General features: G+C 51.6%; 17 protein-coding genes. 5 read left to right on the forward strand and 12 right to left on the reverse strand.

Annotated features, from left to right (window positions below):
- Nucleotides 1-60: 60 nt before the first annotated feature.
- Complete coding sequence (gene namA, locus J2I46_RS25990) at nt 61-1,134, reverse strand: NADPH dehydrogenase NamA (protein WP_207332017.1); 1,074 nt, start codon at nt 1,132-1,134, stop codon at nt 61-63.
- A gap of 199 nt (nt 1,135-1,333) precedes the next feature.
- On the opposite strand from namA, the gene J2I46_RS25995 reads away from it, so the two are divergent.
- From J2I46_RS25995 to J2I46_RS26005, 3 genes are all read left to right on the forward strand, one after another.
- The gene (locus J2I46_RS25995) at nt 1,334-1,837 is read left to right on the forward strand and encodes a hypothetical protein (RefSeq protein WP_207332018.1); all 504 of its coding nucleotides are present in this window, start codon (nt 1,334-1,336) and stop codon (nt 1,835-1,837) included.
- Nucleotides 1,838-1,970: 133 nt separating this feature from the next.
- Nucleotides 1,971-3,026, forward strand: a complete 1,056-nt coding sequence (locus J2I46_RS26000; protein ID WP_207332019.1) for a ferredoxin--NADP reductase — start codon at nt 1,971-1,973, stop codon at nt 3,024-3,026.
- Nucleotides 3,027-3,037: 11 nt separating this feature from the next.
- Nucleotides 3,038-4,699, forward strand: a complete 1,662-nt coding sequence (locus J2I46_RS26005) for an NAD(P)/FAD-dependent oxidoreductase (RefSeq protein WP_207332020.1) — start codon at nt 3,038-3,040, stop codon at nt 4,697-4,699.
- Between the two features lie 22 nt (nt 4,700-4,721).
- Here the strand turns inward: J2I46_RS26005 and J2I46_RS26010 are convergent, their stop codons facing one another.
- From J2I46_RS26010 to J2I46_RS26020, 3 genes are all read right to left on the reverse strand, one after another.
- Nucleotides 4,722-5,627, reverse strand: a complete 906-nt coding sequence (locus J2I46_RS26010; protein WP_207332021.1) for an NAD-dependent epimerase/dehydratase family protein — start codon at nt 5,625-5,627, stop codon at nt 4,722-4,724.
- A 248-nt stretch (nt 5,628-5,875) separates the two neighbouring features.
- Nucleotides 5,876-7,990, reverse strand: coding sequence for a peptidylprolyl isomerase (locus J2I46_RS26015; protein ID WP_207332022.1), 2,115 nt, complete (start codon nt 7,988-7,990; stop codon nt 5,876-5,878).
- A 165-nt stretch (nt 7,991-8,155) separates the two neighbouring features.
- Nucleotides 8,156-8,875 carry a DUF3291 domain-containing protein gene (locus J2I46_RS26020; RefSeq protein ID WP_207332023.1) on the reverse strand — a complete coding sequence of 240 codons (720 nt, stop codon included), beginning with the start codon at nt 8,873-8,875 and terminating at the stop codon, nt 8,156-8,158.
- A 125-nt stretch (nt 8,876-9,000) separates the two neighbouring features.
- Here J2I46_RS26020 and J2I46_RS26025 point away from each other — a divergent pair, with 125 nt between their 5' ends.
- Complete coding sequence (locus tag J2I46_RS26025) at nt 9,001-11,322, forward strand: glycosyl hydrolase family 95 catalytic domain-containing protein (protein WP_207332024.1); 2,322 nt, start codon at nt 9,001-9,003, stop codon at nt 11,320-11,322.
- A 127-nt stretch (nt 11,323-11,449) separates the two neighbouring features.
- Here J2I46_RS26025 and J2I46_RS26030 read toward each other — a convergent pair whose 3' ends face one another.
- From J2I46_RS26030 to J2I46_RS26050, 5 genes are all read right to left on the reverse strand, one after another.
- Complete coding sequence (locus J2I46_RS26030; RefSeq protein ID WP_207332025.1) at nt 11,450-11,998, reverse strand: sll1863 family stress response protein; 549 nt, start codon at nt 11,996-11,998, stop codon at nt 11,450-11,452.
- A 150-nt stretch (nt 11,999-12,148) separates the two neighbouring features.
- Nucleotides 12,149-12,757 carry a thioredoxin family protein gene (locus J2I46_RS26035; protein ID WP_207332026.1) on the reverse strand — a complete coding sequence of 203 codons (609 nt, stop codon included), beginning with the start codon at nt 12,755-12,757 and terminating at the stop codon, nt 12,149-12,151.
- Nucleotides 12,758-13,103: 346 nt separating this feature from the next.
- Nucleotides 13,104-14,195, reverse strand: a complete 1,092-nt coding sequence (locus tag J2I46_RS26040; RefSeq protein WP_207332027.1) for a M28 family metallopeptidase — start codon at nt 14,193-14,195, stop codon at nt 13,104-13,106.
- 3 nt (nt 14,196-14,198) lie between these two features.
- Nucleotides 14,199-14,726, reverse strand: a complete 528-nt coding sequence (locus tag J2I46_RS26045; protein WP_207332028.1) for a hypothetical protein — start codon at nt 14,724-14,726, stop codon at nt 14,199-14,201.
- Nucleotides 14,727-14,878: 152 nt separating this feature from the next.
- Nucleotides 14,879-15,367 carry a hypothetical protein gene (locus J2I46_RS26050; RefSeq protein ID WP_207332029.1) on the reverse strand — a complete coding sequence of 163 codons (489 nt, stop codon included), beginning with the start codon at nt 15,365-15,367 and terminating at the stop codon, nt 14,879-14,881.
- 383 nt (nt 15,368-15,750) lie between these two features.
- Here J2I46_RS26050 and J2I46_RS26055 point away from each other — a divergent pair, with 383 nt between their 5' ends.
- A complete protein-coding gene (locus J2I46_RS26055; RefSeq protein ID WP_085412350.1) occupies nt 15,751-15,945 on the forward strand; it encodes a cold-shock protein in 195 nt (64 codons plus the stop codon).
- Nucleotides 15,946-16,043: 98 nt separating this feature from the next.
- On the opposite strand, the gene J2I46_RS26060 is transcribed toward J2I46_RS26055, so the two are convergent.
- The 3 genes from J2I46_RS26060 to J2I46_RS26070 form a co-directional block, all read right to left on the reverse strand.
- Entirely contained in the window at nt 16,044-17,039 is a 996-nt protein-coding gene (locus J2I46_RS26060; protein ID WP_207332030.1) for a c-type cytochrome, read from the reverse strand.
- Between the two features lie 179 nt (nt 17,040-17,218).
- The gene (locus J2I46_RS26065; RefSeq protein WP_207332031.1) at nt 17,219-17,800 is read right to left on the reverse strand and encodes a carboxymuconolactone decarboxylase family protein; all 582 of its coding nucleotides are present in this window, start codon (nt 17,798-17,800) and stop codon (nt 17,219-17,221) included.
- 75 nt (nt 17,801-17,875) lie between these two features.
- Nucleotides 17,876-18,430, reverse strand: coding sequence for a peroxiredoxin (locus tag J2I46_RS26070; RefSeq protein WP_207332032.1), 555 nt, complete (start codon nt 18,428-18,430; stop codon nt 17,876-17,878).
- Between the last annotated feature and the right edge of the window lie 282 nt (nt 18,431-18,712).

The raw sequence follows: 18,712 nt of genomic DNA on the forward strand, positions 1-18,712 counted from the left end.
ACGCCTGGTTGACGGGCCACGCCACGCATCAGCAAAACAGAACGGCAATCATACATAACGCTACTGCTTCGGCTTGGCACGCTCGTACTGAACAGGCCAGGGGATGTCGTCGCCCAATTCAGCGGCGGCATGGAGCGGGAAATACGGGCTACGTAGAAACTCACGGGCCAGGAAAATAAGGTCGGCTTGCCCGTTGGCCAGAATGGCTTCGGCCTGAACCACGTCGGTGATCAGCCCAACGGCACCGGTAGGGATGTTTGCCTCACGCTTGATCTGTTCGGCAAAGGTTACCTGATAGCCCGGTTCATTCGGAATAGTTGCCCGGGGTACGTTGCCGCCAGTCGAACAGTCGATCAGATCAACACCCTGTTGCTTTAACAAAGAAGCCAGTGCTACGGAGTCATCGGCTGTCCAGCCGCCTTCGGTCCAGTCGGTGGCCGATATGCGTACGAAGAGCGGGTACGTATCAGGCCATATGCCGCGGAGGTCATCAACGATGTCGCGTAATAGCCTGACCCGGTTTTCGAATGAACCGCCATACGCGTCGGTCCGCCGGTTGCTCAAGGGCGACAGAAACTCATGGAGCAGGTATCCATGTGCCGCGTGAATTTCGGCCACCACAAACCCCGCCAGCAATGCCCGTTTAGCGGCCTCCCGGAAGTCGGAACGTACCTGTTGCAGGCCTTCGCTGGTTAATGTAGTTGGAATGGGTTCATCGGACGTAAATGGTAAAGCACTTGGCGCTACTGTTTGCCAGCCGGTGGGTTCGTGCGGTGCAATGGCTTTTCCGCCCTCCCAGGGGCGATGATGGCTGGCCTTCCGACCAGCATGAGCCAACTGGATACCCGGTACCGCTCCGTTGGCGCTGATGAAATCAGTAATGCGTTTCAGGCCGGGAATATGTTCGTCTGTCCAGATGCCCAGATCGTGCGGGGTAATCCGGCCTTCCGGCGAAACGGCGGTGGCTTCGGTAATGATAAGTCCGGCACCACCCACAGCCCGGCTACCCAGATGCACCAGGTGCCAGTCGCTGGCAAAACCGTCTATACTGGAATACTGACACATGGGCGAGACAACAAGGCGGTTTTTTAACTGAACGCTGCGCAACGTTAGCGGCGATAAGAGTAACGACATAATCATGAGTGCATTTCGGGCGTTTGAAGCCTTGTTGAGGCAATACTGGCCTTTTGGTGGCCGAGGTGACTTAGTAAGTTGGTGTCATTACCAGTAACGTAAAGAATCCGTTAACGTTTGGGGGCTGCATGATATATGCTTAAATAGCACTATCAGGATCAATCTGCTTTATCTTTCAGTTCTTATACCCTCCGTTTTCATGACGTTCCGTGACTTGTTCGAGTACGCTGCCGCTCAGCCAGGAGTAGTAGCATTTTTTTTACTGATCATTCCTGCGCTGGTTTTTCTTCTCAATCTGTGGGTTGGTGAAACAGCAGAAGCTATCTGGCGCTGGCGCTATCTGTATGCGGGTCTGGTATACGCTGCCTGCATTCCGGGTATGTTTGCGGTCACGCTGGCTATTTACCTGTTTCTTTTCGAGCGGCAAAGTATCTGGGATGTGAGCCTTGTGTTGCAGGTATTACCCATACTAACTATGGTGGCGACGCTGGTGCTCATCCGGCGTAAATTGCCGTTTCAATATATTCCGGGCTTTGGCCGGTTATCCAGTTTCCTGACCCTCATTGCGGGCCTTATCGGCGTGCTGTGGTTTGTTGATCGGCTACGGTTGGTTGCCTTCACCTATGTGCCTTTCAGCTACGTTCTGATCGGTTTTGTGGCCCTGCTGCTTATCATCCGTTTCGCCTGGAGCCGCATTTTTTAGTACCTTATACGCAAACAGGATACTGGTCAAACGCTGTTCGCGCTGTGTTGAAAGGCTAAAAAAACAACCGGCTATTACCCATAAGCACTGGTTTCTGGTTGTATTAACAACGCACAGACTTAGCTTTCTTAGAATGACTGACGAATTAATCCGGTTCAGGATTACCCACGTTCAGGCCGAAACGGCTCTAGCGACCAGTTATTTTCTGGAACCGGCACAAAATCAGCCAATTATTTATTTTGCCGGGCAGTTTCTGACCATTCTGGTTGAACGGCACGACCAGATCGTTCGCCGTTCTTATTCGTTGAGTTCGGCGCCCGGCGAACTGCTACGACTCACGATTAAACGGGTTCAGAACGGCGAAATATCGCGTCATTTACTCGACAACCTGCGCGTTGGGGATTGGCTGACAAGCCTTCCGGCTGCCGGTCGGTTTACCGTCGATACAAGCCAACCCGGCGATCTGGTGTTGTTAGGTGCCGGTAGCGGTATCAACCCGCTGTTCAGTATCCTGAAAGACGTACTTCGCCATCAGCCAGCGCGGCGGGTAACGTTGCTCTACAGCAATACCAGCGAAGCCGACATTATTTTCAGAAACGAACTCGCCGAATGGCAGGCAACGTACCCAGACCGTTTCCGGCTGATCCATCTACTGAGCCACCCCGTCGATCGGCAGGCTTGTAAGCAGGGACGATTAAACAATTTGCTGCTCGGAACTCTGTTGCCCGACCTGATCGGGTCATCAGACCGTAGTACGCTTCAGTTTTACATCTGTGGCCCCGCCGATTATATGCGGATGGTGCAGTTTACGTTGATTGTCAATGGTATACCATCCGATTTGATCCGAAAAGAGAATTTTGTGGTTCAATCGGCTGTTGTCGAGTCGGCCCTTAATACATTACCTGCCGAAGCAGCTATTGACCGGACAGTCAGCCTGCAGTTTCGCGGAAAAACGCTCGCTCTGCACGTACCTGCCCGCAAGTCGGTGTTGCAGGCCGCGCTCGCAGCGGGCATTTCGCTGCCGTACAGCTGTCGGGGTGGTCGTTGCTCTACCTGTATGGCGCGGTGTACATCGGGGCAACTGTTTATGACCATCAACGACGTACTTACCGACCGTGATTTGCGCGAAGGCTGGGTACTGACGTGTACAGGATACCCAATGAGCGATACGGTCAAGCTAGACATATAACTACCCATGTTATGAAACTTCCTATTATCCTTGCCATTGACGACGACGAACAGGTGCTTGAAGCGCTTCGTCGTGATCTGCGGGCGCACTACCGTAAAGACTATCGGATTCTGACGACGGCGTCTGCCAACGAGGCGCTGGAGTCGCTGGCCGAACTAAAAAAACGGGGCGAAACAGTGGCTCTCCTGCTGTCTGACCAGAAGATGCCCGATATGCTCGGCGTCGATTTCCTGCGTCAGGCCCGCGTCATTTTCCCCGATGCCAAGAAAGCCCTGCTCACGGCTTATTCCGATATTGATGCGGCGGTGCGGGCCATCAACGAGGTGCAACTCGATTATTACATCGCCAAACCGTGGGATCCGCCTGAAGAGAAACTGTACCCGGTTCTGGATGGCCTGCTATCCGACTGGAAATACAAATACGTACCTGATTACGTGGGGCTCCGCCTGATCGGTTATCAGTTTTCGCCCAGTTCGCATCAGCTGAAAGATTTTCTGGCCGGCAATCTGTTTCCGTATCTGTGGCTCAACATCGAAGCCGACGAGCGGGGAAGGCAATTACTTGAGCTGCACAACCTAACCACCGCCGACCTGCCTGTCATTGTTTTTGAAGATGGTTCGGTGCTGAAACAGCCGTCCATTCAGCAATTAGGGGAGAAGCTGGGCCTGAGTCCTAAAGCGGAAGGTGATCTGTATGATCTGGCCATCATTGGCGCAGGCCCTGCCGGTCTGGCGGCGGCGGTATATGGCGGGTCGGAAGGGCTGCGTACCATTCTGATCGATAAGCGCGCACCGGGTGGGCAGGCAGGTACGTCGTCGCGGATCGAGAACTACCTGGGTTTCCCAAATGGGCTTAGCGGCTCAGAATTAACCCAGCGGGCCATCACGCAGGCTAAACGATTTGGCGTTGAGTTTCTGGCGCCGCAGGAAGTGAACGAGATTCAGTCGGAAGGGCAATATAAACGCATCAAAATGGCGGATGGAAGTGAACTGACAGCCCGCGCCATTCTGCTGAGTACGGGTGTTTCGTACCGGAAACTGGCCAACGAAAGTCTCGATAAATTTACCGGCGCGGGTGTCTATTACGGAGCTGCAACTACCGAGGCTTATGCCTTCAAGGGCCAGCCCGTTTATATCGTAGGGGGCGGCAACTCGGCGGGGCAAGGGGCCATGTATCTTTCGCGAACGGCGTCAGAAGTATTTATCTGCATTCACCGCCAAAGCCTGTCTGAGACGATGTCGCAATACCTGATCGATCAGATTGAGCGGACGCCGAATATCAAGCTGCTGCCGTGTACCGAACTGGTTGAAGGCAAAGGCACCAATAAACTGGAGACGCTGGTGATCGAAGACCTGGATACGAATGAACGCCGCGAAGCCCCCGCCGCCGCCGTGTTCATCTTCATTGGGGCAAAACCCCTCACCGACTGGATCGAGATGGATATTATCCGCGACGAGAAAGGCTTCATCCAGACCGGCCGAGACCTGATCAACCATACCCGGTACCGCGAGATCTGGAAACAGAAGCGCGAACCGTTCTTGCTCGAAACGTGTAGTCCTGGCATCTTCGCGGCGGGCGATGTTCGTTCGGGAGCCATGGCGCGCGTAGCCTCGGCCGTGGGTGAAGGTGCCATGGCCGTTAGCTTCGTACACAAGTACCTGGCCGATAGCTAACGTACCTAAACTCCAAGTAGCCTCACGACTCCCATTTTACATAGTCTCGCCAGTTATGCTGTTCCCTGAATCCCAGCACGTCGCGGATCTTTTTGTTCGAAAATAAGGCTTCGTGTTCCCCTAATTCACGCGTAATCGGCACAGTCGGGAAGAACCGTTCTGCCAGTTCGCTGCTGGGGATAATAGCCCCGTTTTGATCGTTTCCTGCGTTGAATATCTGAAAGCCGAGGTTGTCTTTTTGTAGGCACAAGTCGACAATTTGCCCCAGATCACGGGCATCAATATAACAGAAAGCATTCCGGCGGCGCACTTCCGGGTTAGCGAAATAATGCGGAAACAGTTCGGCATATTCGTGTGGTTCTATCACGTTACCGATGCGAAGGGCATAGATATCGACTCCCGACCGTCGCTGAAAGCTGCGTGCCGTCTTCTCATTAACAACTTTCGACAGTCCATAGCTATCCATGGGGTCAACGTCATAATCTTCTTCCAGAGGCAACGAGGTAGGGTTTGTTTGGCCATCTGAAAAGCAGATACCATAGGTGGTCTCCGACGAGGCAATGATAATCTTTTTAATGCCGAGCTTGACGGCCGCTTCGATCACATTGTAGGTGCCAATGGTGTTGACCCGGAAGGTTTCATTATCCGGCTTTATCAGGATTCGGGGTACGGCAGCAAAATGGACCACCGCATCAAACTTCGGCACGCCAGTTCCTGCCTCCAGTTCATCTAACCCGGCATACGAACTCATGGCATTGAACATTTGGCCAGAATCCGTAATATCAGCTATCAGGTTATCGACTCCCGGGTGGTTCAGGGGCGCGAGGTCCACATTCAGCACCTTGTGCCCCTGATCGAGCAGGTAGGGAATCACGTGTTTTCCTGCCTTGCCGGATCCTCCTGTAAAGAATAGTCTCATTTTAGTCATGCACTCGTTGGTTTTGTAAGGACAACTCGTTCTCTGGTAAAGTGTTGGTCGACTGTTCAAACAGGTTTGTGCAAAAATAGATCAGCAACGTACCTGGATCATAGGCTGAGCAATGTGTAAACAGCCTATTGCTATACATGAGCAGGTACAAAATACACGTTTCCTTTTCGAATGAGTGGGATTTCGCTTATAAGAAAAGCCCCGCTAACATCAGCGGGGCTTTTCTTATAAGCGAAATGTGAAGCAGCTTAGTAGAACTTGGCGCGACGGTCCGTGATTTTGGCGGCGTCTTTGATGGCTTCGTTCACATATACTGTTGTGCGCTGACCCTGATTCTGTTGGATCGAGGTTTTGTACATCGCGTAATCAGCTACGGCTGGCGCAGGTGCAATGCGGGTTGGTTCTACAATCAGAACGCCACCTTCACCAGCGAATGGCTTCGACCGTTTGCCTGCTTTCAAACCGAAGGCACGGCCCAGGGCCACAGGATCAACACCAGCGGTGCGCATAAAACCGGTAGCGAGGTTGATGTCTTCAGCGGTTTCAACAATAGCACCGGCACCATATTTCTGAGCAATGGTTTCCAGCGTGCCACTTGGGTTGCCCAGCTTTGCCAGAATTTGCTCGGCTTTCTTCTGGTTACGCACTTTAGCGGTCAGTTCAGCACGGTAATCATCGGCTTTCACTTCATCCTTTTCGGTGCTGCCCGTCAGAACAGCCACAACATACTGCTCGCCCACCTGGAATGGCTCTGATACGCTGTTTTTGTCAGTCTTGTCGTCGAATGCCCAACGAACAATAGCACGAGCATCGGTCAATGCGTTGACGTTCGTAGCCGTTTCCGGAATACGATCTGCATTGGCAATCACCAGCGACTTGTCTTTTTTGGCGTTTTCATCAAACGCTTCCTTCGTTTTGCTATTGGCCGCAAACTGGCTGGCCTTCTGATACGCCTCGTTTGTCGTGGCTTCGCTTGGCGTGATAGTCTTGCCAATACCCGCTACACGGTACAGTTGGTTCGTTTTAGGCTCGGTGATCTTGATGATGTGATAACCGAAATCGGTTTCAACCACACGTGGAATCAGACCTGAACCAGCGAATCCGAAGATGGCTGACTCGAAGGGTTTCACCATCCGGCCATCATTTTTGAAGTAACCCAGATCACCACCCTGCTGGGCCGATCCGTCTTCGCTGTTGCTTTGCGCCAATGCCTCAAAGCTGGCACCGCCCTGAATCTGCTTCAGAAGGCTTTCGGCCCGGCGACGGGCGTCGGCTTTCGCTGAGTCGGTCTTAGCCGTTGCCCGGATCAGGATGTGGCTGGCCCGAATGGTAAAGCTGGTGTCTTTCTTGGTGCCGCCGTACTTGTAGATAAAATACGTGTTGCCTTCCCGGAACGGGCCGTACACGCCACCTGGCGAGAACGTAGGAATGGCCGCGCGCAGTTGCTCGGGCATTTCACCCGCCGTCAGGTAAAGGGGTACAGGTACGTCGCTGTTCTGACGGGCAAAGGTCGAATCGTTTTTAGCACCACCCAGGCCACGTGCCAGCGTTTTGATTTCGTTGTATAACGAAGCGCTGTCTTCTTTTGATGGGTTCACGGCAAACGATACGTACTGGATCGAACGGGTGTCGGCGCCAGGGTATTCGTCTTTGTGCTTACTGAGGTAGTCGCTCAGTTCCGAGTCGGTCACTTTCACCGTTGTATCGTTTACCGAGTAATACGGAACGAACAGGAATTTCACGTCGGCTTTTGTGTTCTGAGCCTGGTATTCCTTCTGCGCTTCGGCCGTAGTGGCGTAGTTCGAGAGACGCATCAGGTTGTCGAACTTCTCGCGAAGACGGTTAACGCTGATCTGCTGTTCAAACGAAGCCCACTGTGCCTGTTGAGCCGGTGGTACATTCCGCAGCCCTTTCAGGTACTGAACAACCTGATTCTTGTCGAACACACCAGTTGAAGGGTTGGTAAACGCCTGCCGTACTTCGGGGCTTACGTTGCTACCCTGTACCATGTCGACGAGTTCTTCGGGCGACACTGTCAGGCCGAGCTTATCGAATTCTTTCTGATAAGCCGTTTCAAAAATGAGTTGATTCCAGGCTTGTTCCCGAATCTGAGTCATTTCCTGTTCGCCTGGTGCGCGGCCCGTTTGCTGCTCATACTGAGCCCGGACCTGCTCTACTTTTGCCTGGAAGTCCTGATTATCAATGGTTCTTCCATCGATCGTCCCGATTTCCTGGTTATTGTTGCCAAACAGCGTACTCTTGCCGCCTAGCAAATCGCTCCCCACAATGAACAGAATCAAGCTAACGGCGATTACGCCTACTGCTAATCCGGAGCGTTCACGGATTTTGTTAATTAATGACATCTCGGTTTATACACGAATTTAGCCCGCAAAATAACAATCTTTCCTGCAGGGATACAAGAATAGGGCCAAAATGGGGCGCTTCTTTAATGAACAAAGTGTCAGATAAATAGTAGGTAGGGGTGCGGGTTCGTAATGCCTTGTAAACTAGGTAACTTACGCAGTAAATTAGTTTGCGTTTTCGTTGAAACCGTCCATTCTCAGTACGGTAAACCGGGCAAATAGTTCTTCAGAGTACCATTTTCGCTGCCTTGTTTTCTTAACAATTTCCCGATGGCCGCTTTGACGGTAAGCGAATTGATCAACCAGTGCGGCGTTTTGCCACACGCTGATGGTGCATTGTTGCACTAGTGGTTTCTCGCCGGCACCAAGGGCCATCAGTAGGTTATCGCCCTGTTCATCAATGCGTTTCCGGGCCTCAGGTACGTTCCGCCAAAAGTCGAGCAGGGCACCGGTTCGAATGCTGGCCCGCGTCAGCACAGCAATGGGGCGGTCAGCGGTGGCGGCATCGGTAGGTACGTTGCTGCCAGGTACGTTGGTCGTAACCGGAAACGGATCAACACCGTCCCACAAGCCATGCGACTTGATCGGTTGCAGGTAAAGTGTACTGGTCGGACTAGTGGCTGTATAGCCTGCTGTTGGCAGGAACGACTGCCATTGTTCGGAGGCAAAAAAAGCCGTTGCCTGTGCTTCTGTTGCCCAAACGCCCAGAAAAACGTACCGCGAAAAGTCGGGCCAGAGACCAAAGTTTTTTCCGGTTCCCATCATTTTCTGGAACCCAAGACCCGGTACATCGAAAGGTTTCATGAGCCAGCGACCCATGTTGGCAAAAGCGCGATAGCGCTGGCCCGGAGCAAAATTCAGAACAGTTACGGTAACAAGCGACATGAGGGCGGGTAGGATTAACGCTATCTGTTAAACGATAAACAGGCTCGGGCGGTTTGCCGTGCTTTCAAGGATGGGCTACCTTTGGCTATCGCGTAGTTGTTTTCTGTCAATTACGGCTTCCCACTATGAACCTACTTCGCTCTGCTTTTTTATTCTTTCTGACGATCACCGTGGCGTTGGCACAAACGCCTCTGCGTACGCTGACGTGGCAATTTCCGCTCCCCCGGCCCCACACGGGCGTGTTGCTGGGTAATGGTACACAAGGAATCATGGTATGGGGAGGAGGCCGAACGCTCCACTTCACCATCAGCCGCACAGGGTTCTGGGATCATCGGGGAGGCGTAGAGTTCAACACCAAAATCACCTACGCTGATCTAAAAACAAAGCTACAGGCAGGCGATAAAGCAGGCATCGAGGCGGCTTTTGCGGCCCCGAAACTGGATAAGCCGTCGCTGGGCCATCCGCAGCAGTTGGGGGGGGGGCGACTGGATGTAACCCTACCCGAAGGCTGGGTCATTCAATATGGAAACCTGTTTACCGACCGGGGTCTGCTGCAGATCATCGTGCGCGACCCACAACTGGTGAGCCACGTACTGAATGTTCGGCAGGCGGCGAGTCTGGAAATAACTGAGCTGGAGATACCCAAAGACCTGCGCGGCAAGCTGAACTACAAACTCATTCCGCACTACACATTTGTGGCTGAAGCGCTGCGGGCGGCCAGCATCGAAGAGCCACAATGGGTGCTGAAAGACAACAACGGAAAAGGCGCTTTTATCCAGCCGCTGCCCGAAGACGATCCACTGCTGGTTGGCTACGACCTGGTTAATGATCAGCACCTCTATATTCAGACGAGCAACCTGTATTATAACCGCAAAACACGTCGCTTCGATTACCCCGCCATGCAGGCGCTGCTCGATCGGGGGCCGTCGGCCGTGGCCAGCGCCGACACATTCTGGCAGAGCTACTACAAAGTGGTACCCCGCATCGCCCTGCCTGATCCGCTATTGCAGGAAATCATTGACTACGGACTGTATAAACAAGCATGTGCCACCTCGCCGAATGGGCTGGCCTGTACGTTGCAGGGGCCATTTATGGAAGATTATCAGCTACCCCCCTGGAGTAACGATTACCACTTCAACATCAACGTGCAGATGATCTACACGCCAGCGCTGGCCACAAACCGACTGGCTAATTTTCGTCCGTTATGGAAAATGATCGGTGGCTGGATGCCGCAATTACAAAAGAATGGCGAAGCCTTCTTTGGTCGGAAAGGTGCCCTCATGCTGCCGCACGCTGTAGATGACCGGTGCCACGTGGTAGGTACCTTCTGGACCGGCACCGTTGATCACGCCTGCACAGCCTGGATGGCGATGATGGCCTGGCAGAACTACCGCTATGGCCTCGATCAACCGGATGCACCGCAGCTATTAAGTCAGACCGCCTGGCCCTTGCTGAACGGTGCGTTTGAGGGCTATTTCGCTATGCTTGACGAAGTGTCGACGGGCGACGGGGGCAAAAAATATAGCCTGCCTGTTTCGGTAAGCCCCGAGTACCGGGGATCGGACATGAACGCCTGGGGGCGCGACGCTTCGTTTCAACTGGCCGCCCTGCACCGAATCTGCCGGATTTTGCCGCAGGCTGCTGCGGCGCTTGGAAAACCCGTTGATCCGCGCTGGGCCGACGTAGCGAAGCGCTTACCCGCTTACACGACCGTTAAGGGAAAGTTCGTGGAGGAGTGGAACATGAGCAATGAACGTATTGCGCTCTGGGAAGGCATGGACCTGATCGAGAGTCACCGGCATCACTCGCATTTGGGTGGTGTGTACCCGTTTGCCACGCTCGACCTGAACGACCCCACCCAACGGAAACTAATTGATCATAGCTTGCAGGCCTGGCGGTTTAAAGGCGCAGGAGGCTGGGCTGGCTGGTCGGTTCCGTGGGCATCAACAATCCTGAGCCGGATGGGCCAGACCGACGCGGCCGTTAAGTGGCTGCACTACTGGAAAGAGAATTACACCAACGAAGGCCGGGGTACATTGAGCAATGCCAACACGAATGGAACAAGCTTGCTGGGAGCGCCGGATTGGGAAACGGAAAAGCAGAACCGCGAGGTGATGCAGCTTGATGCGGGCTTTGGGGCTTTGAATGCAATACTGGAATTACTGGTGCAAAGCCGCGATGATGCCATTTATGTACTCCCCAACCGACCACGTACCTGGCAGAATCTGAACTTCGACGACATCCGGGCCGATGGCGCTTTTCTGATTGGCGCTACTGTAAAAGAGGGTGCGGTGACGGAGGTGCGGGTAAAGAGCCTGGCTGGTGGAAAACTCTCGCTTATTCACCCCTTCGGCAAGAAAGTCAGCGTGAACGGGCAACCCCTCGAATCTGAGCAACTGGTCCGCGATTGCAAACCCGGTGAAGTACTTATACTGAAATCATTGTAGGTGATTTTCCACGGAAGTGAGAAAAACAGGGGTCAGTTAACAGGTATCAATTAGCGCTGAACCCAGCTACTATCACCATGTCGGTGCAGTAGCTGGGTTCAGCGCTAATTGATACCTGTTAACTGACTTAGTCGTCTTTTCCGTCCGGATCAACTTTATCTTCGGCTTTATCGAACGCTCGGCCAATCGATTTGCCGGCTTGTTTGAAACCACCTTTGATGTCTTTCCAGGCAGCGGCCGTAGCGTTTTGCGCCTTGTCCATATCATCGCCGAGTTCTTTGCGTTCCTGCTCTAATTCAGCGAGTTGCTCTTTCGATTCGGCTTTTGCTTTGGCACCCTGGCGCTTAATGTCGGCCTTCATGTTGTCGATCTTGGCGTCGAGCTTGTCGCGTTGTACCCGCATATCGGCAACCATCTCGTCGCGTTCCCGGCGAAAATCGGCAGCAGCCTCATCTCCAGCCGCTTCGGCTTTATCACCAGCTTTATCCAGCCCTTCGCGAGCGTCTGCAGCAGCGTCTTTCGAGTCGGCTTCAATGGCATCGCCGGTGCGCTCCATGGCATCTTCCGTACGTGATTCTTTTTTGCCGTCAGAACCGCATGCCTGAAGCAATGTCATAGAAGTGGCCAGCAGGCCAATGCCGAAAAGAGAGGCGAAGGATCTTGTGTACTTTTTCATCGCGTTGTGTGCGTGTTTGGTTTAACACCAAATTAATTTGCCAAGACCGTGCCAGAGGGGAAAGAGTCGATAGTCAAATAGTCAATAGTGGCGCTGCTTATCGCAGTCTCCAGATGAAGCAGCGCCACTATTGACTATTTGACTATCGACTTACTTCATCTTGATCGCGCAGCCGATGGCTTTGGTAAGGGGCGTAACAACAGGTTTGCCTGCCAGCAGGCTTGTTACGGCTTCATCGACGTAAGCACGTTGTACATGGCTGGCATCCTGCGGACTATCATCAATACTGCCAATGTATTCAACGGTGAACCGTTCCCCGCTGTGTTTCAACACATAGACCTGCGGGGTCCGTATCGCGCCAAATGCTTTGGCTACTGCCTGACTGGCATCGAGCAGGTAGGGAAACGTATAATTTTTGGTGCGGGCACGTACCTGCATCCGGTCGAAACTATCTTCTTCATACAGTGAAGCATCGCTCGATAGTATGGCAACTACAGGAAACCCCTGCGGCCCGAACTTGCTATCGAGGGCCATAATACGGTCTTCGTAGGCTTTTGAAAACGGGCAGTGGTTGCTGGTAAAGACTACGATAACGCCCTTCTGATTCTTGTAGTCAGTTAGCGAAATGGTACGATTATCTACGTTTGTCAGCGCAAAGGAAGCCGCTACATCGCCCAGCGTGTAGCCCGATGCAGGCCGTTGTGCCAGAGCCGGTACCAGGGAAACTCCCAGCAGAAAGGCCAGCAAAAATGATTTCATGGTGTTATTGTTCACAACGGTTAGACAGCTAATAATGGCAAAGTATTAATGAAAGCGGTTCGTGCCCAACGTTTAGCGATTTATCGCCGCAATCTTGCTAGTACAACGCCCATCGCCTGCTTAAATCGGGGCAAAGTTTGATCTTCAATAACTTGTTTTCGACGTGCTTTATGAGGATGAATTAACCAATTGAGGATAACAACTGTAGGTACAGTTCAACTTTGACCAGCTCTGATTGTCAGTGTGTTATAATGTGGCAGTGTATCTGATACTGCTTTTTCTGCATGTAAGAAAGAAAACAGGACAGAAACAACGGATGCCAGGCTGGAGCTGGGTACGTTACTGCTCATTGATTAGCCAGGAGCCACGCCGTTTGCAAAACCAGCGTGGCTCGTTTCTGTAATACCTCGTAGTTAATCTTGTCGGCGGTATCTGAAGGGCGGTGGTAATCAGGATGGGTACCATCCATAAAGAATATGACCGGAATACCTTCTTTACCGAAATTGTAGTGATCAGACCGGTAGTAGTATTGATTAGGGTCGTATTCGGTATCGTAATCCCGATTCAATACCATGTTTACTGACTGAGTATTGGCCTGATCAACAACCTGACGCAGGGTTTTATCACGTGGACCGGCGATAAGGTAACAGTAGTCCGGCTTTTTCCGGTGTTCTGCATCTACCCGCCCCACCATATCGATGTTGAGGTCGCAGGCGATCTGCGATAAGGAAAATGGGAAGTTCCAGACGAAATATTGAGAGCCAATTAATCCGCCTTCTTCGCCAGAAAACAAGGCAAAAAGAATGCTCCGCCTGGGTCTGATTCCTAGTCGTGCCAGACTATCGAATGTGGCGGCAATACTCAAGACGGATGCAGTACCTGAAGCGTTGTCGTCGGCCCCAGGATAAAGGACACCTCTTTTGCGGCCCAAATGATCGTAATGGGCTGATACAATGACAAACTCCTTTTTTAAATCGGTACCAATTAGCAATCCAGCTACATTTTGGCCGTAGCTTACCTGAAGGCTGTCCTGCCTGTTTTTCGGAATTTGAACTAGCTCAAATCGGTTAACTACCATGTCTGCCGACTGGCCGGTTCGCTTGCCATATGGAGCGCTCATGGCGCCATAAGGAGTAATGGCTGTGCTTATAAATGGATACGTTTGGCGATACGAAAAGCGGGCAGAATCGAGCCTGAAGATGGGCGTTAGTCTGCTTTTTGTAAAAACACGGGAGCAGTACAGAGCAGCATCGCGCTGCCCTTGTTGGCCCGTTTCTCGTCCCTGTAGACTGTCTGAGGCTAACGCATACACGTGTTTCTTAAGCAGACCAACGGATACCCTTACCTGCGATAGGTCTGTCTGCGCCAGGCAGCAATTACCAAGGAAGATTAACCCACTAATTAAATACCCCCGCTTTACTGATAATGTACTGGGCATCGACTAGAGCTGTTTAGTCAGCGTTTTGCCGTCTGGGTACGTTAGCTCGGTGATGCGCCAGCGCCCCGCCGTTTGTAGAAGATCAACGCGTATTTCGGCCGGTTTGCCTGCCAGCAGGTACGTTACATACACAAGTGCACGGGTTCCACCCACGGCGGCTGGTTCCACCCATATCTTGGAAATGCTGGCATCGGGCGCGTTGAACAGGGGATTCAGTTTAGGCGCTTTATAGCCTGCGTTCGATACACGCTTCCATATCCTGTCGGCCACGGGACGCGCAAAAAACTGATCGATAATGGTACCCGTTCTGGTTTCGCGGAAGGGATTGTCGGTTTTGTTGTGCTCGAAATACAAAGCGCGCACTAATCGGTCGGCGGCTGATCGGGGCGCATCAGGACCGGGGCGTTTGGTCAACGCGGCTGCACTATCAACGGTAACCGTTTCTGAACTGGCCTGACTGGTCGGCTTTTTTGTGTTGCACGAGCAGAGGCCTACAAACAGGAGGGAGATGAGTAGGAAAGACGTTTTCATGTATGCGTGTTTAGGACCAGAAAGGTACATAATGAGCCAATACGTTTGGCTAGTACTAAGGTTGCCAGCGGTGCCGGATAGCCAAAAAAAGACCCCGTTCAGTTGCCTGAACGGGGTATATCATGAAAGGTGGAATAAATCGGAAAGCCAGTTTACCAGCGTCGGCCGGTTGGTGGGCTCCAGTCGCGGTCTGCATTACCACGGCCTGATGCATAACTGCCTTGATTATACGAGCGGTATTGCTCGTAGGCAAACAGTCTGTTGCGTTGGGCGGGAGTCAGGATTGCAATGACATCCTGGCTTTTCTGCCACAGCATCCGTTGTTGGACACCTGGGTTACGGTATGCCTGACTCAGTTCACGGTCGTAATAATTTTCAATGTTCAGCAGGTCTTTCTTCTGGCGGCGACTCAGATCAACGATCTGATCGAGCTGACGTAGCTGGAACAAATCCTGGCGGCGGTCACTGTCGTAGCGGCCGCCCCCCTGATTGCCGTAGCCAGGACCGTTTCCGTTGTAACGAGGATCAGGGCCGGGGGTATTATATGGGTTACGATCGTAACGAGCGTTGGGTTGTTGAGCTACCGTTGCTCCGCCTGTAAGGGTTACCAGAATGGCGGCAATAAACAGGGGACTGTTCATGAGTATAAGCGTTTATCAAGTGAGGTAAAACAGATAAGCAGATCGTTGCAACGGAATCTATGGATTAGAGAACCGCCGTTTGCAAAGGTTTAATGACCGCTTAAAAAATTTCGCCTTCGCCCCAATCAGCCACTCAATCACTTGCTTATCTGGATACATATATTAAATTGTTTGGCTATTTTCTCTATTTGTGGAACCATATCGAAAAAATGCCGTTTTTTGTACGATGCTTCTTTTGTCATTTATGGGAAGCTACCACACTGTCTGACAAATTGCGCTCAGTTGATTACCAAGTACTCTTGTTTGCGTCTTTGGATCCCTGTTTTGCATCTTTTGTAGAAAAGTGTTTTTTTTAAGTTTTCAATTTTTATCGTTTTACAATCATGCAAACAGGAGTAGTTAAGTTCTTTAATGAGAGCAAAGGTTTTGGTTTCATCGTCGATGACGAGTCAAAAAAAGACATTTTCGTACACATCACTGGCCTGAACGGCCTAACCATTCGTGAGAATGATCAGGTGTCATACGAGATCGTTGATGGCAAGAAAGGCCTCAACGCCGTTAACGTAAAGAAAATGTAGAGATTCCGGGTTGCCGGCGGTAACCTTGTCTTTATATGAATTATAAAAAACCCCGCTCTGCCTCAGAGCGGGGTTTTTTTTGACCGATTCTGGTGTAGCTATAACTTAGCCATTTGCGACGATTTGGGCGAAAAGCGCACAACCGTGTTTGAAACGGGCGTTAGCGACCTCAGGTACGTATAAATGGCACCTAAATCCTGCTCCGTCATGCCGGCATACATCGCCCACGGCATAACCGAGTTGAAGCCATCTGCACCTACAGGTTGTGCTTTACCAACAACTGATGAGGCTTTGAATCGGGCAATGAAGGCTTCTTTGGTGTAGGCGGCCAGGCCTGAGGCATGAGGAGTTATGTTTGCCGAACGAACCGTACCGCCAGGCATGGGAAACTCGCGCCCGCCGGCCATATACATACCGGGTAGTGGTTGCCCCTTATCGTCAACGGGAGTATGACAGTCATTACAACTGGCAAAATTGGTCAGGTAACGGCCATAGGCAACTTCGTCAGAAGGGTCGGGGCGGGGTTTGTGTTCGCTTTTTCCGGGAATTGTGTTGAGAATGAACGTCATAGGAAAATCGGGTTCCGAGGCAGGAATGGCTTTATTTTCAATGGGCTTCAATGACCGGATGTACGCAATAATAGCTTCAATGTCGGACCGGTCGGCCTGGCCGAAACTTTTGTAAGGCATCACCGGAAACAGGGCATGGCCATCACGGCTCACGCCGCTGGTGATGGCCCGGTAGAGTTCGCCATCGCTCCACGTACCCAGATGGGCGGGGGTAATGTTTGGCGCGTAGAAGTTGCCGGGAAAGCCCCATTCACGAATGAATCCCTCGCCGCCTTTTCCTTCTGTACCGGCTACCATAGGCCCGTTCAGTCTGGTCCAGTCGCGGGTGGAATGGCAATCGACGCAAACGGCTACGTGATTAGCCAGATAATGACCTCTGGCCAACTGTGCCGAATCGGCCCTTACTGTCAGGGTAGGCGGTGGGCCAACGTTGGGCAGCGCATACCGGACGTAGAGCAGACCAGCAACTGCTATGACCAGGAGTAGCGCTACCAAACCTCCTAATAAGCGTAGAATACGTTTCATTAGTGAACAGAGTTAGTTATATCTACTTCAATAATAGTGGATTAGGTCATTTTTACATAGCTGTTTCTACTAGATTTATTAGGCGGTGTTCCGACCCGAAAGGCACGAAAAAACCCGAACCGATTTACCGGTTCGGGTTTACTTACAGAAGTTACGGAGACTACAGAATCGGACGTCCGTTACAAAACGGTGATCAGGCCTTTAATAACGGCACCAAGCCGGATGGCGTCAATAACGCGTGCTTCCGATGCACCATGTTTCAATACGCTCTCTTCGTGTGAGCGCACGCACATTTCGCAACCATTGATAGCTGATACGACCAGGCTCATGAGCTCAAAAAACTCTTTTCCCAACACCGGCGTCATCATGATGCTCATACGAATACCGGCCTGTGCATTGGTATACACCTCTTTATCAACAAAGTGGCGAAAACGGTAGTAGATGTTATTCGTGCTCAGCAGCGATGTGCAAGCCAGGGTTTCAGCTACTTCGGCATCAGTTGCACCTGCCTGCACCGCTGCCGCAGAAAACGCGTCGATCAGTGGCTGATGTTTTTCGTTAGCTGCTACTGACAAAGCCAGCAAGCGGCTTTCTTTAGCAGTAAGCTGTTGGCTATTAGTCAGTACATTACCCACGTTGATCTTCAGATCGCGCAGGTACTTACTGTCGCCCATCGCATCGAGTACAGGGAAATCCGCGTTTGTATCGAGACCCAGATTGGTCAGAATAGCCGTGGCGGTATCAGTTCTGGTAGTTGTCATTGTTGTTGGCGTAGGGTTTGGAGCTGGGGTATCGTTCTTGACTAAACGTAAGCCAAGCCCCGTGTCCAAAGCTAGTTATGCATTGATTGTCGCTTCGCCTTTTACCCAGTTGCAGGGGCACAGTTCGTCGGTTTGCAGCGCGTCGAGCACCCGGATAACCTCGTTTACATTCCGGCCAACAGACAAGTCATTCACGTTTACCCAACGTACGATTCCCTGTGGATCAACGATATACGTTACCCGATAAGCCACTTTTTCGTTGGCTTCCAGGATACCCAGTTCTTCGGCAAGTGACTTCGAGGTGTCGGCCAGCATCGGGAATTTAAGGCCGCGCAGATCATCGTGGCTTTTGCGCCAAGCCAGGTGAACAAACTCACTGTCGGTCGAGGCGCCAATCATCATCGTGTCGCGATCTTCGAAATCTTCGAACTTCTTGTTGAACTCAGCAATTTCTGTTGGGCAAACAAAGGTGAAGTCTTTAGGCCACCAAAACATGACCAGCCACTTGCCGGCATTGCGATGATCGCTTGACGAGACCTCGTAAAATTCGTTGCCTTTATCGAGCGAAACAACGGCGAGTTTTTTGAACTCAGGAAAATCAGATCCGACAGAGATAATATGATTTTTCATAGAAACAATAAGTAGGTTGTACAGTGTAATATGCGGTTTTTGACGCAAATTTGAGGCAAAAATACGCACCTGTCATATCATTCCTATCAATCTGTCATAGAACATATTGATCAGAAACATGCTCTGTTAGCTATCTGACCCATTCATGGTTCGTTTTGGGTAGTATGCATACTACCTGCCCCGCTAATTTGACCGGATTGATTTATTCCTGTCTTATAAAAAATTAGAATTGTATTATTTATATATAACGCTTATTGTCTTTTTATGCTGGCCAGCGCATCT

The sequence above is a fragment of the Fibrella forsythiae genome, from assembly GCF_017353175.1.
Classification (GTDB): Bacteria; Bacteroidota; Bacteroidia; order Cytophagales; family Spirosomataceae; genus Fibrella; species Fibrella forsythiae.